The 14,603-nt window shown below is 32.0% G+C and carries 17 protein-coding genes; 12 read left to right on the top strand and 5 right to left on the bottom strand.

Annotated elements, in window-relative coordinates:
* The first annotated feature begins 3 nt into the window (after positions 1 to 3).
* Positions 4 to 1,134, top strand: coding sequence for a heparan-alpha-glucosaminide N-acetyltransferase domain-containing protein (locus ACWNT5_RS00340; RefSeq protein ID WP_456516274.1), 1,131 nt, complete (start codon positions 4 to 6; stop codon positions 1,132 to 1,134).
* Between the two features lie 33 nt (positions 1,135 to 1,167).
* Here ACWNT5_RS00340 and ACWNT5_RS00335 read toward each other — a convergent pair whose 3' ends face one another.
* A complete protein-coding gene (locus tag ACWNT5_RS00335; protein ID WP_456516273.1) occupies positions 1,168 to 2,193 on the bottom strand; it encodes a helix-turn-helix transcriptional regulator in 1,026 nt (341 codons plus the stop codon).
* A 151-nt stretch (positions 2,194 to 2,344) separates the two neighbouring features.
* Here ACWNT5_RS00335 and ACWNT5_RS00330 point away from each other — a divergent pair, with 151 nt between their 5' ends.
* The 3 genes from ACWNT5_RS00330 to ACWNT5_RS00320 all read left to right on the top strand — a co-directional run bounded on the left by ACWNT5_RS00330 (position 2,345) and on the right by ACWNT5_RS00320 (position 7,366).
* Positions 2,345 to 4,684 carry a TonB-dependent receptor gene (locus tag ACWNT5_RS00330; protein WP_456516272.1) on the top strand — a complete coding sequence of 780 codons (2,340 nt, stop codon included), beginning with the start codon at positions 2,345 to 2,347 and terminating at the stop codon, positions 4,682 to 4,684.
* A 30-nt stretch (positions 4,685 to 4,714) separates the two neighbouring features.
* Positions 4,715 to 5,998, top strand: a complete 1,284-nt coding sequence (locus ACWNT5_RS00325; RefSeq protein ID WP_299602833.1) for a DUF4374 domain-containing protein — start codon at positions 4,715 to 4,717, stop codon at positions 5,996 to 5,998.
* Between the two features lie 198 nt (positions 5,999 to 6,196).
* Positions 6,197 to 7,366, top strand: coding sequence for a PepSY-associated TM helix domain-containing protein (locus ACWNT5_RS00320; RefSeq protein ID WP_299602831.1), 1,170 nt, complete (start codon positions 6,197 to 6,199; stop codon positions 7,364 to 7,366).
* A 46-nt stretch (positions 7,367 to 7,412) separates the two neighbouring features.
* On the opposite strand, the gene ACWNT5_RS00315 is transcribed toward ACWNT5_RS00320, so the two are convergent.
* The gene (locus ACWNT5_RS00315; protein WP_299602829.1) at positions 7,413 to 7,844 is read right to left on the bottom strand and encodes a hypothetical protein; all 432 of its coding nucleotides are present in this window, start codon (positions 7,842 to 7,844) and stop codon (positions 7,413 to 7,415) included.
* 36 nt (positions 7,845 to 7,880) lie between these two features.
* Positions 7,881 to 8,102 carry a hypothetical protein gene (locus ACWNT5_RS00310; protein WP_299602827.1) on the bottom strand — a complete coding sequence of 74 codons (222 nt, stop codon included), beginning with the start codon at positions 8,100 to 8,102 and terminating at the stop codon, positions 7,881 to 7,883.
* 217 nt (positions 8,103 to 8,319) lie between these two features.
* Between ACWNT5_RS00310 and ACWNT5_RS00305 the strand changes: the two genes are divergently transcribed.
* From ACWNT5_RS00305 to ACWNT5_RS00290, 4 genes are all read left to right on the top strand, one after another.
* Positions 8,320 to 9,102, top strand: coding sequence for a patatin-like phospholipase family protein (locus ACWNT5_RS00305; RefSeq protein ID WP_299602825.1), 783 nt, complete (start codon positions 8,320 to 8,322; stop codon positions 9,100 to 9,102).
* Positions 9,103 to 9,107: 5 nt separating this feature from the next.
* The gene (locus tag ACWNT5_RS00300) at positions 9,108 to 9,740 is read left to right on the top strand and encodes a Crp/Fnr family transcriptional regulator (protein WP_343911892.1); all 633 of its coding nucleotides are present in this window, start codon (positions 9,108 to 9,110) and stop codon (positions 9,738 to 9,740) included.
* Between the two features lie 82 nt (positions 9,741 to 9,822).
* Positions 9,823 to 10,239 carry a rhodanese-like domain-containing protein gene (locus tag ACWNT5_RS00295; protein ID WP_456516271.1) on the top strand — a complete coding sequence of 139 codons (417 nt, stop codon included), beginning with the start codon at positions 9,823 to 9,825 and terminating at the stop codon, positions 10,237 to 10,239.
* 49 nt (positions 10,240 to 10,288) lie between these two features.
* On the top strand, positions 10,289 to 10,933 hold the full coding sequence (locus ACWNT5_RS00290; RefSeq protein WP_456516270.1) for a Crp/Fnr family transcriptional regulator: 645 nt from the start codon (positions 10,289 to 10,291) through the stop codon (positions 10,931 to 10,933).
* On the opposite strand, the gene ACWNT5_RS00285 is transcribed toward ACWNT5_RS00290, so the two are convergent.
* Entirely contained in the window at positions 10,934 to 11,539 is a 606-nt protein-coding gene (locus ACWNT5_RS00285; protein ID WP_456516269.1) for a class I SAM-dependent methyltransferase, read from the bottom strand.
* Positions 11,540 to 11,765: 226 nt separating this feature from the next.
* Between ACWNT5_RS00285 and ACWNT5_RS00280 the strand changes: the two genes are divergently transcribed.
* The 4 genes from ACWNT5_RS00280 (at position 11,766) to ACWNT5_RS00265 (ending at position 13,627) form a co-directional block, all read left to right on the top strand.
* Entirely contained in the window at positions 11,766 to 11,972 is a 207-nt protein-coding gene (locus ACWNT5_RS00280) for a YgaP family membrane protein (protein WP_456516268.1), read from the top strand.
* Between the two features lie 136 nt (positions 11,973 to 12,108).
* Complete coding sequence (locus ACWNT5_RS00275; protein ID WP_299602817.1) at positions 12,109 to 12,582, top strand: methyltransferase family protein; 474 nt, start codon at positions 12,109 to 12,111, stop codon at positions 12,580 to 12,582.
* Between the two features lie 68 nt (positions 12,583 to 12,650).
* Positions 12,651 to 13,211, top strand: coding sequence for a YeeE/YedE family protein (locus tag ACWNT5_RS00270; RefSeq protein ID WP_456516267.1), 561 nt, complete (start codon positions 12,651 to 12,653; stop codon positions 13,209 to 13,211).
* A gap of 2 nt (positions 13,212 to 13,213) precedes the next feature.
* On the top strand, positions 13,214 to 13,627 hold the full coding sequence (locus tag ACWNT5_RS00265; protein WP_456516266.1) for a DUF6691 family protein: 414 nt from the start codon (positions 13,214 to 13,216) through the stop codon (positions 13,625 to 13,627).
* 97 nt (positions 13,628 to 13,724) lie between these two features.
* Here the strand turns inward: ACWNT5_RS00265 and ACWNT5_RS00260 are convergent, their stop codons facing one another.
* On the bottom strand, positions 13,725 to 13,871 hold the full coding sequence (locus tag ACWNT5_RS00260; protein ID WP_456516265.1) for a hypothetical protein: 147 nt from the start codon (positions 13,869 to 13,871) through the stop codon (positions 13,725 to 13,727).
* Positions 13,872 to 14,603: the final 732 nt, after the last annotated feature.

Raw genomic sequence — 14,603 nt, 5'->3', positions numbered from 1 at the left:
ACCATGGAACTACAAAAAAAGACATCACAAGCGACACTAAAAAACAATAGGATTTTAGCTATTGATTTTGGGAGAGGATTTAGTGTAATTGCCATGATAATGGTACATACCTTATGGATTCATGCTCAACAAAATGTTCAGTTAGATACTTTTTTAGGACATTTTATTCATTTTGTAGGAAGAGGTACACCAGTTTTTCTAATAACAATGGGTGTGTCTTTTATGATCTCTAGAAATCAGAGTATTCAAAGTGCTGTAAAACGTGGAATATTAATTCTTGGAGTAGCTTATTTAATGAATTTTCTCAAGTTTCTCGTTCCCATTTTGATTGGGCTTATGCCAGATAGTTTTATAGCTGCATATGGCTGGGAAAATCCCCTGGATATTGAAAAATATGTGTATCTCTTACTAACAGGCGATATCTTACAATTAGCAGGAATATCCTTATTGATATTGGCATTTGTAAGAGCTTATTTTAAAAATAAATTTTTGATTTTAGGATTGGCTATTATAATTGCTTTTTTATCTGTAGAATTAAGAGAATTTCAATCAGGAATAGTAGGATTAAGCTATATTACTCAATTGTTGTGGAGTGATGGATACTGGGTGTATTTCTCTGTATTTCCTTGGATTTCATTTATACTATTAGGAATGTTTTTTGGACAATGGTATATAGAAATGGACTATGATCAAAATAAGTTATTTAAGAGAATGTTTATAGGCGGTATCATCTGCATACTCGTTGGAGCGCCTTTAGTGTTTATAAATGAAGAGTATCATTTCAATGATTTTTTCCATTTAGGACCAGGAGGAGTTATTTACCTTACAGGTTGGAACTTTGCGGTATTGTCTTTATTTCATTGGTTGCTTGCAAAAACTAAAAACAATTGGGTAAATAGAACCTTTTATTATTGTAGTAAGCATGTTACCTCGTTATATTTGATTCAATGGGTTTTAATTTGTTGGGGGATGATGTTTTTTGGGTTTCAAAGTATGAATGAATTGGATACAATTCTATTAATGCCATTGTTTATGGGACTAACATTTACGATACACTTCATTTTTATCAAATTGAAAAAAAATCTTACATCTAATAGGTATTTCTTTAAACGAAAATTATCCGTAGAGAGTTAGTAATTTAGGAAAAGTGTAAGGATAGAATAATAGTTAAGATAAATTATTTTCAGAAGATAATTTTGTTCTATATTTTTTAGGGGTCATGCCTTCTATTTTTTTGAAAGCAGCGGTAAAATGAGTAGAGTTTTTATACCCTACTAATTCTGAAATCTCGTAGATCGGTTTTTTGCTATGAAGTAGTAATTGTCGAGCCCTATTCATTCTTAATTCCGTAGCATATTCAAAGATTGTTTTGCCAAACAGCTCTTTAAATTCCTTTTTAAGGATGAAATCATTAATACCCACTCGTCTAGATAAGTCATGAATAGAGTATTGCTTAGACAGATCGGAGCTGATCAAATGCTGAATATTATAAAGCTTTTTAACAATATGATCAGTAGCAGTAATGTGATTAGTTTTAGGTTTCTTAGAAGTATCTTCCAGTTTTAAGGCAACAAGTTCGAGTACTTTGGATTCAAGGAATAATCGCTTTAATAATCCGTTTCGTTTGTCTATTAAAATTTCGGTAAGAATGTTCTGGGTTTTGGAGCATAATGGTTTTAAAAAATTCTCTTTTAGTTTTAATAAAGAGTGTGTTTCCAGAATATTGTATTCTTCATCTAATCGATGTCTTTTGATAAACTCTTTGCTCATTCTTACTTTAACTTCTTTCAATCGTTTCCTTTTGTGATAGGAAACACTTCCTTTTATATGTTCTAAATACAATAGATAACATTCTTGACTTTCATAGATTAGATCTTTTGATATACCGTCGATTTTGATGATTTGTTCTCCTTCAATCAAAAAAGACATTTCTAAAAAATCGCTTGAAGTAGCACCTTCGATGTGCAAGTCCTTTTCAAATAAAACATCAAAAATTGTGATAGATAATCCTTCAAATTTATGTTTTAGAAAATACCCAACACCATAGTCCTTTAAAAACTGAAATTTTTTAGAGCTAATTCCGCAGCGATCATAGGTGTTTATAAGCTCAGAAACAGTATATAAAGTATTCGTTTTTTGAGCATTGTCCATCTCTTTATAAGTCAAATTATTTTTACGTCTTTTTTTATCCATAATGCGTCATTTTTCTCTTCCCTTAGATCCTAATTTTGCATTCTAAATTTATTTAGACTAATTATAAATAGTTATTATTTGGGTCGCTAAAATAGATAAAAAATCGTTACAGTCAGTGGTTATTTTAAAAAGAAAAATTAATGTCTTTTTAATGCTTTTGGTTACACTTTGTTGTCAAAGTCAAGCATTACTTAAGGGAGTGGTCATAGATGAAAAATCCCAACCAATACCCGAAGCTTCTATACGTGTTTTGGAGTTAAATAATATTGGTACTACCACTAATTTTGATGGGAAATTTAATCTGTCGATTCCAGAGGGTTATTATACTTTACAGACTAGTTTTATTGGTTTTGAAACAAACTTATTAGAGGTAAGAGTTGATGCTAATGAAGAAAGATTTATTCGTATTGTTCTAAAGGAAAACATAGAAGAGCTTAACGATGTCATTGTTAAGTCTAAAACTGCGGGTCAGAAAGCAAAAGAAAAGGCTTTTGAAGTAGAAGTGATTGAAATTAAGGAGCTTAAAAACACTAGCGCGGATATCAATTCGATTTTAAATACGATCCCTGGTGTTAATGTGCGACAACGTGGTGGTTTAGGTTCAGCTTTTGATTTTTCATTAAATGGTTTGTCAGGAAAACAGGTAAAATTCTTTATAGATGGAATTCCCATTGAAAATTTCGGAAGTTCTTTATCATTAAATAATTTTTCTGCCACTCTGATAGAAAGAGCAGAAATTTATAAAGGTGTTGTTCCTATTCATTTAGGAGCTGACGCCTTAGGTGGTGCTGTAAATATTATAACCAATAGAAGAAGAAAGGATTTTCTTGATGTATCGTATGATGTTGGTTCTTTCAACACGCATCGAGCAACAATTAATGCGCAACATTACAGTAAAAAAGGATGGATGTTTCAGCTATCATCTTTTTATAACCATTCTGATAATAATTATACGATTGATGATATCGAAGTAAGAGACGAATTAGGTAATGATACAGGAATTAGACGTGATGACGTAGAACGATTTCATGATGCCTATAATTCTCAGATGATTACGGTTAAGACCGGAATGTTAGAAAAATCATTTGCAGATCGATTGATCTTGGGATTTACTGCTTCAGCTAATGAAAATGAAATACAACATCCTATAGATCCACAAAACCCATTTGGAGAGGTGTTCTCAGAAAATGATATTGTTTCTGGATCTATTGAGTATGAAAAAAACAATCTTCTTAAAGATAGGTTGAGGTTAAAAATCTACGGATCCATTACTAGAAATAGAGAGAAAGTGGTAGATACTTCATCAAGAAAGTACGATTGGTTTGGAAATTTTATTGAACGCGGTGATCAAACTTTAGGAGAATTTGAAGCTAGTAAAACCTTATTCGAGTTTAAAGATAATCTTCATTTGATAAATGCTTTAGCTAGTTATAATTTAAGTGATAATCATTCCGTAAGTCTTAATTACACCAAGAATTATATAAGACGTAAAGGAGAGGACGAAGCACGAACAGGAAGAATAGCATTTCAAGATCCTCACATTGTAAATAAAAATATTGTAGGGCTTTCTTATGATTTCAATTTACTAGAAAATAGATGGAAAACAGCCATTTTTTCTAAAGGATATCTCCTGAATTCAGAAGGAATTGTAGAGGATCTTTTTGCCAGTACTGAGGAAGAACGCTTTGCCAAATTTGAAAATACGTTTGAAGAGTTAGGATACGGTTTAGCAACGACTTTTAAGATTGTACCTGATTTTCAGATCAAAGGTTCTTTTGAACGAACATTTAGAATTCCTGAAGGATATGAAGTTTTTGGAGATGGATTTTTATTAAAGTCTAACCCTACATTATTACCAGAAGAAAGTTACAATGTCAATCTAGGTGCTCTTTTTAATACAGAAATTAATAAACTCAAGCTCCAGTTGGATAGTAATATCTTTTTTAGAGATGCTAAAAATTTTATTGCCATAAGATCTGAAGGTATCTTCTCGAGATATTATAATACTGCTGATGCCAGAAGTACGGGAATTGAAGGAGAAATTAGAATGCTGTATAATAATTTTTTCTTTTTAGATCTCAACGCTACTTACCAAAACATTATTGATCAAAACGCGGGAGAAAATGCAGGTGTTGATTTTTTAAAAAATCAACGTATCGCCAATATCCCTTATCTATTCGGCAATGCTCGAATAGGAGGTAGATTCAAAAACGTATTTGCTACAAAAGATCAATTCAATATCTCATGGAATACATACTACGTGCATGAATACCCACTTACTTCTTTTGTAGAAGGGAATCCAGAGGATAGAGATATTATTCCGGAGCAACTGTCACATAATTTAGAGTTGGGATATTCTTTCAAAGATGGCAGGTATAACCTATCGGTACTGACAAGAAACATCACAGATGCTAAGATCTACGACAATTTCGAGATTCAGCAACCTGGAAGAGCTTTCTACGTGAAACTACGATACTATATATCAAACTAAAATAATTTTTAAACATCAAAATCATATACAATGAAAACAATAAAATGGATACAAAGTGCAATGCTAGTCGTAGCAATTGCTATGATTGCTACTTCTTGTAGTAGTGATGATAATGGAGGTACGATTACTGATCCAGATCCGGATCCAGTAGCTGTATCAAAATATGTAGTGGGATTTGAAGCATTTCCTGTAGGTGATGCGAGTCCTGTAGATTATATTTTGGAATTACCTTCTTTAGAGTCTTTAACTACTGGAGAAATTTCTGTAGAAGGACAAGGAATCCCTTTAAGAGGATGGAGATTTTTTCATGGAGCTGGTAATACTGTTTTTACAGCAGGATATTCTGATGATGATAAATGTATCGCATATCAGCTAGATGAAAATGGAGATTTGGTAGAAAAAGCAAATTTTGCTTTTCAGTCAACACTAGATAATTATGCTGCCATAGATGATAATACGTTAATTGCTGTAGAACTTACCTATGGTGGGCTTTCAGATAAGCGTTTTCACATCGTAAATGCAGAGACAGGACTTTTAGAAGAAATAAAAGAGCATCCAATAGATATTGATATGGGTGATGGAACTGCAACAAATCCAGGATCTATTCCTTGGGTTACAGGAATGGTGCTTAGAGATGGGAAGTTATTTGTTTCATATCATAAATGGTTAGCAGATGGATCATTTATTACTCCAGATGTGGATCGTGCTTATGTGGCGGTATATAGCTATCCAGCATTCGAATTAGAAAAGATAATCGAGGATGATAGAACGAGCCCAATCGGTGTTAATGGTCATAGTACAGGAATCGAGCAAACAGAAAATGGAGATATCTATTCTTTTTCAACTTCTGCATTGAGTGCTGGTTTTACAGCAGCTTCAAAACCTTCTGGTATTTTAAGAATTAAAAATGGAGAAACAGAATTCGATTCGGATTATTTCTTCAATGTAGAAGAAGCTGTTAATGGAGGAAAGATATTCTGGATGGACTATGTAGGTAACGGAAAAGCAATTGCAAGAATTATTCTAGATGATACCAATGGAGCCGGAGAATGGGGAGCATTTTTTAAGAAAGATGTTTTCAAAATGGTAGTTATTGATTTGGTAAATCAGACGGTTACTGATGTAGCTGGAGTACCAACACATGGTCATCGTTATACTTCTCCAATGTTTGTAGAAGATGGAAAAGCGTATATCAGTAGCTCTACCGATACAGAGACGTATGTATATATCGTGGATCCAGAAACGGCTACCGCTACGCAAGGAGCAAAAGTTTTAGGTCTTGGACTTAAAGGAATATTTAAAATAAGTAACTAATTAACTCAACTGTGATTCGTACTGGGTACTAAGAAATGTATGTGCATTAATGTTAAGACAACTATCCGAATAATAGTGTTTTTAGGTTTCGATAGATTGTCTTTGAAGGTAACTATGTTTTGTTTGCAAACCTTTTTAAAAACCCCAATAACTAGTTATCGTTTTTTAGCTATCCAGTATGATTTCATTCATCTATAAATGACTAATAAAAAGAAAAATAACAGGAGAAAGAGAATATTACAAATCCATAAAATACTTGGACTAACAACAGGTCTGGTGCTTTTTGTTGTTTCTATTACCGGTTGTTTATGGGTTTTTAAAGAAGAAATAGAAAGCTTTTATGACGATTATAAATATGTAAACGTTCAGGATCAAGATTTTTTGGTAGCATCTGAGATCAAGAAGATAGCTGAAAAAATTATACCGAATAGAACTATTCATGGAGTTGTATACGGCCAACCAGATGAAGCAATAGAGGTGGTGTTTTACGAATCAGAACCAGAAGTATTTTATCAGAGTGTGTATCTGAATCCTTATTCAGGAGCGTTTATCAAAAGAGTAGATAATGATGCAGGTTTTTTTGGCTTTGTCCTAAAAGGTCACTTACGATTATGGTTACCAGATGCGATCGGCTCTAGAGTAGTATCCTATTCCGTTTTACTATTTCTAGTTATTATTATCAGCGGACTTATCCTTTGGTGGCCAAGAAACAAGAAAAATTGGCGACAAAGATTACGATTTGATTGGAATAAAAATACTAGATGGAAGCGTAAGAATTTTGATCTACATACCGTTGTAGGCTTTTATGTATCCTCCTTTGGATTGATACTGGCATTTACTGGATGTGTCATGGCATTTAATTGGTTTTATTTCATTGCTTATAAGGCTTCGGGAGGTTCTAATGATCCAAGGTTTGTGATCCCAGAAAGTGAGCAAGTCATAGCATCAACCATAGCATCTAGCTACCCTTATGATCAATTGATTCCTATCTTGAAAAAAAAATACGAAGATGCTCATAGTTTTGAATTGCACTATCCAGAAAATGACACCACTTCTGTTTTGGTTGAGGTAAGTAATTCCAAAGGATTGTATTACAATATGGATTATCTATTCTTTGATCAGTATACGCTTAAAGAAATGGAAACGCCAAGTATTTATGGAAAATATAAAAATGCCAGTTTTGCTGATAAGGTAATTCGTATGAATTATGACATTCATATTGGGGCAATTGGTGGACTAGCAGGTAAAATCATTGCGTTTTTGTCTAGTTTACTTTGTGCCTCTTTACCAGTAAGTGGAGTGTTGTTATGGTATGGTAGAAAATATAAAAAGAAAAAGAAGCATAATCCCTCTTTGGTCATTACATAAGATTCTTAGATACGTAAATACAAGAATATTCTATTTCAGAAAATATCTATAAAGAATCTACATGTGGATATTGCTGATCATATTCGGTTTTTAAACGGATCATCTTTTTAAAAAATAACGCATTTTCCTTGTGTGTACGATTGTTTCTGAAATGGACAAATTTGCCCTGTGCGTGTATGCTAATACCGTTAGTTTTGTAAAGATAAAATTGATAATAAGGAATAACCCAAGTGTAATTTTGTAACCCTTTGGTAATAGCGATCAAAATTCCATACGGACGTAATTCGATATTGCCGTAATTGAGATCAGAAACTGAATTAAGGATCTTTCTCAAGTTAGGGCTAACTTCTTCTATGATCATTCGTTTAGATCCAATGCCGCCCATTTTGATTGATTGTAATATAGAAAAGGGTTTTCCAACCAGATCATTAATGAGCTCCTTATTTTTTTTATTTTTATAGGTAGTTTCTAATAACATTTGTGATTATTCCTTATGCTGGTAATTAGTAATGGTTTATACTGTTGGAACACCTTTCAGGCGTTTTTCAATTTTCTTTTTCTTTACGGTTAACAGCTTCATAATATCCATCAATTTAGCATCCTTTGTTTTTTTATAAATTTCGTTGATTGCCAAAATCAATGTCTTTGCTTCTCTAGAGGCTTTTACTCTATCACTGGTAGTCATATTACTCATCTTTCTACCTTCAAATTCCAATGCTTTCTCTATTAATTCCATATTTTTCTTATAAAGATAAAAAATGTTTAACTTTTTATAAAAATTATTAAACAAGATTAACGTTTGTTTATTAACTAGTTTTGTTTTGTTTTAGAAAGACGGATGGATAATACTTAAAATACGCTGGATAGTATCTTTAAATTTATCTAAATAAATAGGTAGTATTTCAGGAATACTTTAAATTAGAATCCTAACAATATTTTGCAAGAAAAGTAAAATGAAAGTTCCAAGTAATATAGGTTTGGTTTTGTCTGGAGGAGGTTTCAGAGGTTTAGCACACATAGGTGCGATTAAAGCAATTGAAGAGGCTGGTATATTTCCTAATTTTGTTTCTGGAACTAGTGCAGGAGCAATAGTAGGAGCATTGTATGCTGCAGGAAATTCAGTTCCTGGGATCAAAGACTTTTTTAACAAAACACCGGTTTTTAAACTCAATAGATTCACAAGAAGAAAACCTGGTTTTTTGGATTCAGAGAAATATTATGATGACCTTATAAATCATTTTGTAGATAATACATTCGAAAGTTTAGAAAAGAAACTTTTTGTAACAGCTACAGATTTGGTAGAAGGACGGGTAAGCGTATTTAGTACTGGAGAATTGATAAAGCCAATACTTGCATCGGCAGCTTTTCCAGGTGTTTTTTCTCCCGTTATGATAGATGGACATCTGTATTCTGATGGAGGGATTTTGGATAATTTTCCGATAGCACCTATTATGGATATATGTGATATGATCATAGGTATTGATGTTTCTCCAATTAGAAAACCAAAGATTACGGATTTTAAGCATGCGCATAATGTCATGCAAAGAGCCTATTACTTACGTGCAATGCCTAATTCGGAAGCAAAGTTGACAAAATGTGATATTATTATACATCCAAAGAAAATAAGTAATCATGGAGTATTCAATACAAGTAATTTAGATCAGGTTTTTGAAATCGGATATGAAGAAGCTAAAAAGCAACTAGATCGTTATTTTGAGAATCAAAAATTATTTTAATCATTGTGATTGAGGAATTAAATAATAGTTATTCGCACCTTTTCGAAAAGGAGCTGTTAGAAGAAATCAATAAGGTAGCTATAGCCAAAGAAGTTCATGAGGGCACAGAACTGATACGATCTGGGAGCTATATCAAATCAATGCCGTTAATCATTCATGGAGCTATTAAAATTTTGAGAGAAGATCAAGATGGAGATGAGTTACTTTTATATTTTTTAGAAAAAGGAGATACTTGCGCAATGACATTATCTTGTTGCATTGGACATCACAGGAGCGAAATTAAAGCAATTGCCGAAATGGACTCCAAGTTGGTGATGATCCCAGTAGAAAAAATGGAAGAATGGACAACGAAGTATAAGTCCTGGAGGAATTTTGTGTTCGAGAGCTATCATAAGAGATTAATGGAAGCTATTGAAACGATTGATAGTATTGCATTTTTAAAAATGGATGAACGATTACTCAAGTATCTAAAAGATAAAACTAAGATTAGTAATGATCCTCTTATAAGTACTACGCATCAACAGATTGCTTATGATCTTCATTCTTCTCGTGTTGTCATTTCCAGACTATTAAAAAAAATGGAAAAAGAAGGTATTATCAAATTGAATCGAAATAGTATTGAAATTTTAGAGGCTTAAATCGTGTAACTTTTGTTACTTGATACTAATGAAGAGATCCCTATTTTAGCCAAATACGGTTCAAGAAGTTTTAATAACGATTATGATAAGAATATTAAGTTTTCTATTGCTATTGTATGTTTCTACATCTTGTGCACAACAAAATGCAAGCAATACAGGAGAAGATTCTAATCCTATACACTCTGAAAAAGTTGTGGTTATAGATATATCTGTAATACAAAAAGAAGTGCTAGGAAAAAATGTACAGTTTATAGATATCCGTACTCCCCAAGAGTATCAAGAGGGTTTTATAGATGATGCTGTAAATATTAGTTTTTCGGATAAAGAAAATTTCGCATCTAAATTTGAAAACTTAAATAAGAACGAGCCGGTTTATATCTATTGTTATTCTGGCTGGCGAAGTCACCGGGCGGCTAAATTATTGATTACTTTGGGTTTTGAAAAAGTTTATGATTTTAAAGGAGGGTATAAGGCTTGGACCGAAAACACAAAAAGATAATCTTAGCTTGATAGTGAAGGAATTCTTACCTTAGTAAAAAACCAACAGATTGATTTCAGAAGCTATAGATAGGTATTTTCCGAGACTGGCCACAATGCCAGAATTAAAAAAAGAGCTTGTTGAAATCAGTCAGATTCATAGATTCGAAGCTGGTACTGTTATCTTAAAACAAGGATCATACATAAAAGTGATCCCATTACTTATTTCTGGTTTAGCTAAAGTGTTTAAGGAAGAACCAGAAGAAGGTAATGAAGTTTTATTGTACTATATTAAACCGGGAGAAAGCTGTGTGATGTCTGTTACGACATTAGTCAAAAACCAAACTAGCCAGGTAAAAGCAGTCATCGAAGAGGATTCCGAAGTAGTAATCATTCCTGCAGAACAAGCACTTGCAATAGCAAAGAAGTATCCGAAATGGAATGAATTTATCTATGACCTGTTTAATTTAAAGTTTGAAGAACTATTACAAGTGATTGAAATACTCACTTTTTCCAAAAAAGATAAACGATTACTAGAATACTTAAAGAAAGAAGCGAAATTAAAAGAACGTAGAATATTACATACTACGCATCAACAAATTGCTTATGATTTAGGATCCTCAAGAGAAGTAATATCCAGATTACTCAAAAAATTAGAACAAGAAGGTTTTATTCATCTAAAACAAGGAGCAATAGAAATAGTCGATTACACTTAATTAAGAAGGATCTTTTTGTAAAACCAATGTGGTCATAGATCGAAGGTCGTGTACATTTGTAGACTTTAGTGGTTCTAAGAAAGACAATGAGTGTTTTTTCATAAGATTTGACAATATTTCCCTAGTTAGTAAAAAACGATAAGATTCATCGCCTAAAAGGTAGACTCCATCGTTTATGGGAGTTATTTTATCTTCTATTCCAATATCGGAAGTCATACGAATAAATAGTGTTCCAAAAGGTTTCAGTACTCTTATAAGCTCAGAGAACATAGCCTCGAATTGTGTTAGATCATGTGCAAAATGAAGAACTGCACTGCAAATAATATGATCGAAGTAATCATTTTTAAACTTTAGTTGTTCTAAAGCGCAAACATCCATTTTTTTACTCCATTTTGGATACACACTTCTTATATAATCAATCGATTCTATTTCTTTATCTACGGCGTATAAATTGTATTCATTATTATAAAACCAATGCAAGTTTCTTCCGCTTCCACATCCTGCATCTAATATCTTATCGGTTTTATGATATCGTTCTTTAAGTATTTGATCCAATAAGTAGATATCAATATTTCCTAAGGTGGTTTGTAATTTTTGGACAGCCATTATAAAATAGTTTGTGTTGTAACAATTGTCACAGCTTTTGTGTTTCTGCTTCTCTAAGTTTGTAATGTAAATATGGATAAAAAAATAGAAATATAATCATAACTCGAGAATACATGAAGTTACACAAGGGAGTAAAACTTTTGATAGTTTGTGTTTTGTGTATAAGCATTATTACAATAGTTACACTTCTAATAGAACTTCTAAACGCTCATTAAAATATAATACTATGAAAAAGAATATGGGAAATACAGATAGGATCATAAGATTTATAGTTGTAATAGCAATTGCATTACTATATTATTTTGGGATTATTCGAGGTACATTAGCCTATGTTTTATTAGCATTTGGTGGAATACTTTTAGTGACTGGCTTTGTAAGTATTTGTCCGTTATATTCAATCGTTGGACTTAATACTTGTAAGGTGAAGAACTAAGCTTAACGTTCTGATTATTAATTTATGAAATCTGACTTTTCACTGAGGAGTCAGATTTCTTTTTATGCAGAAGTATTAGTTTTTATATAGAATTTAGTGTAAGTTAATTGTATTAAAAATACTCAAAACCGCACTCATGAAACTGGATTATAAGGATTTTGTATATGTTATTATTCAAGGGATATTATTTATATGCTATCTCTTAAACCCTAAAGTGATCAATTTCGATTGTGCATCTTTATTATATATATTAGGACTTTTATTACTTGGTATTGGGATGGTTATTATTGCATATGCCTTGTTTCAGCTTCGAGACAGTTTATCTCCTTTTCCTTCGCCCAGAACAGATGCAAAACTTATTCGAACAGGGCTTTATAAATTTATTAGACATCCAATTTATACAGGAATATTATGTGTGGTATTTGGCTACGCATTATATACGTGTTCTTCGTTTAAAGTAATAATATCTTTTAGTATCTACATACTTTTTCATTTTAAAGCAAAGTATGAAGAAAAGAAATTAGCCATCTTTTTTTCTGAATATGCAGATTATCAAAAGAATACAGGGAGATTTTTGCCGAAAATACCCACATTTTTAGCTAAAAAATAATGTAATGTAACAATAGTTACTGACTTTCCTTTTTTAAATCCAGTAGTTTGTAGAGAAAATAAAATTGCATGAATTGGATACAACAACCTTGGCCATGGTATGTTGCAGGACCATTAATTGCACTAGTGATGATTTTATTGCTAATGCTTGATAAAAAAATGGGAATGTCATCTAACCTTCGAACACTCTGCGCTATTTGTGGAGCTGGAAAGACAACGAGTTTTTTTAGATTTAATTGGAAAGCGCAGCGATGGAATCTAGTTGTTGCTTTGGGAATGGTATTAGGAGGTTTTATTGGAGGAAATTTACTTTCTGAAGATCCAACAGTCCATATAGCGTCTAATGCAATTACAGAAGACTTAAAAGAAATGGGTTTTAGTGATGTTGGTAATGCTTACGCACCAGATAAATTATATGCTGATAATGTATTCAATGATCCAATAATGTTACTAATACTTGTAGTAGGTGGTTTATTAGTAGGTTTTGGAGCTAGGTACGCTGGAGGATGTACCTCTGGTCATGCGATTTCGGGATTAAGCGATTTGCAGTTACCTTCTTTAATAGCCGTTATAGGATTTTTTATAGGAGGTTTGCTAATGGTTCATTTTATATTTCCATTAATATTTTAGGGATGAGAACAGTAATTTATTTAGGTGTCGGAATTTTATTTGGGATTGTTCTTTTTAAATCAGAAGCAGCCTCGTGGTTTCGAATTTATGAAATGTTCCAGTTTGGATCTTTCCATATGTATGGAATTATTGGTTCTGCTGTTGTCATTGGTAGCGTTTTTATCCAATTCGCGAAAAAAGGAAATATAACATCCTTCTCTGGAAATAAAATCAACATGGTTCCAAAAGAAAGAGGATTTTATAGATATCTATTAGGAGGAATAATTTTTGGCTTGGGTTGGGCTTTAGCTGGAGCTTGCCCAGGTCCTTTATTTGTTCTGGCTGGAGCTGGTTATTTGCCTATTGTCATTGTAATAATAGCATCAATATTAGGGACATTTTTGTACGGATTGTTAAGAGATAAATTACCACATTAATTTAGAGTAATTGATAAGAAGAAAATATTAAAGTCGTTGCTATGAAAGAGAAGGGCTGAATTTTAAATTAATTTTTAAGATTCAGCCCTTTAAATGATCATTCTGTTTGATACGTATATCGCTTATTTCCGGTAATAATATTTCCTTCATAATCGTAAAATTGTGTTATATAATTTACGAATCGATTGTATTGTGGACTAGCACTATTTCGTGATCGATTCCTTATGTTTTGTAATGTTCTCATGATGATTAGATTTTTGATTGATAATTGATTTTATAATTACCTATAACGCCTTTTGGCATTCCAGATGTTTCCTTTTGTACTTTTTAATTTGTTCGAAATTTGATTGCTGTCTAAAGTTCTCATGATGTTGATTTTTTTTGATTGATGAATAATTGGTTTGATTGATTATCTGTAGCGTCTTTTAGCATTCCAGATATTTCCTTTTGTACTTTTTAATTTGTTCGAAATTTGATTGTTGTCTAAAGTTCTCATGATGTTGATTTTTTTGATTGATGAATAATTGTTTTGATTGTTTATCTGTAGCGTCTTTTAGCATTCCAGATATTTCCTTTTGTACTTTTTAATTTGTTTGAAATTTGATTGTTGTCTAAAGTTCTCATGATGTTGATTTTTTTTGATTGATGAATAATTGGTTTGATTGATTATCTGTAGCGTCTTTTAGCATTCCAGATATTTCCTTTTGTACTTTTTAATTTGTTCGAAATTTGATTGTTGTCTAAAGTTCTCATGATGTTGATTTTTTTTGATTGATGAATAATTAGTTTGATTTTTTATCTGTAGCGTCTTTTAGCGTTCCAGATGTTTCCTTTTGTACTTTTTAATTTGTTTGTGATTTGATTGCTGTCTAAAGTTCTCATAATTGATATTGTTTTGAATTGTTATATACTTACTAGACAACAAAACTTCAATTTCGTTACAGTACTATGTATAAAAAGGTACTATTTTAACATT

It is taken from the genome of Aquimarina sp. 433 (assembly GCF_054054605.1).
The sequence above is the reverse complement of the archived record's forward strand: the minus strand, read 5'-3'. Positions and strand labels throughout refer to the sequence as shown.

Bases quoted from the DNA above. Each gene is read 5' to 3' on its own strand.
- ACWNT5_RS00340 (WP_456516274.1), top strand. From the start codon at position 4: ATGGAACTACAAAAAAAGACATCACAAGCGACACTAAAAAACAATAGG.
- ACWNT5_RS00335 (WP_456516273.1), bottom strand. From the start codon at position 2,193: ATGGATAAAAAAAGACGTAAAAATAATTTGACTTATAAAGAGATGGAC.
- ACWNT5_RS00330 (WP_456516272.1), top strand. From the start codon at position 2,345: ATGCTTTTGGTTACACTTTGTTGTCAAAGTCAAGCATTACTTAAGGGA.
- ACWNT5_RS00325 (WP_299602833.1), top strand. From the start codon at position 4,715: ATGAAAACAATAAAATGGATACAAAGTGCAATGCTAGTCGTAGCAATT.
- ACWNT5_RS00320 (WP_299602831.1), top strand. From the start codon at position 6,197: ATGACTAATAAAAAGAAAAATAACAGGAGAAAGAGAATATTACAAATC.
- ACWNT5_RS00315 (WP_299602829.1), bottom strand. From the start codon at position 7,844: ATGTTATTAGAAACTACCTATAAAAATAAAAAAAATAAGGAGCTCATT.
- ACWNT5_RS00310 (WP_299602827.1), bottom strand. From the start codon at position 8,102: ATGGAATTAATAGAGAAAGCATTGGAATTTGAAGGTAGAAAGATGAGT.
- ACWNT5_RS00305 (WP_299602825.1), top strand. From the start codon at position 8,320: ATGAAAGTTCCAAGTAATATAGGTTTGGTTTTGTCTGGAGGAGGTTTC.
- ACWNT5_RS00295 (WP_456516271.1), top strand. From the start codon at position 9,823: ATGATAAGAATATTAAGTTTTCTATTGCTATTGTATGTTTCTACATCT.
- ACWNT5_RS00285 (WP_456516269.1), bottom strand. From the start codon at position 11,539: ATGGCTGTCCAAAAATTACAAACCACCTTAGGAAATATTGATATCTAC.
- ACWNT5_RS00280 (WP_456516268.1), top strand. From the start codon at position 11,766: ATGAAAAAGAATATGGGAAATACAGATAGGATCATAAGATTTATAGTT.
- ACWNT5_RS00275 (WP_299602817.1), top strand. From the start codon at position 12,109: ATGAAACTGGATTATAAGGATTTTGTATATGTTATTATTCAAGGGATA.
- ACWNT5_RS00270 (WP_456516267.1), top strand. From the start codon at position 12,651: ATGAATTGGATACAACAACCTTGGCCATGGTATGTTGCAGGACCATTA.
- ACWNT5_RS00265 (WP_456516266.1), top strand. From the start codon at position 13,214: ATGAGAACAGTAATTTATTTAGGTGTCGGAATTTTATTTGGGATTGTT.
- ACWNT5_RS00260 (WP_456516265.1), bottom strand. From the start codon at position 13,871: ATGAGAACATTACAAAACATAAGGAATCGATCACGAAATAGTGCTAGT.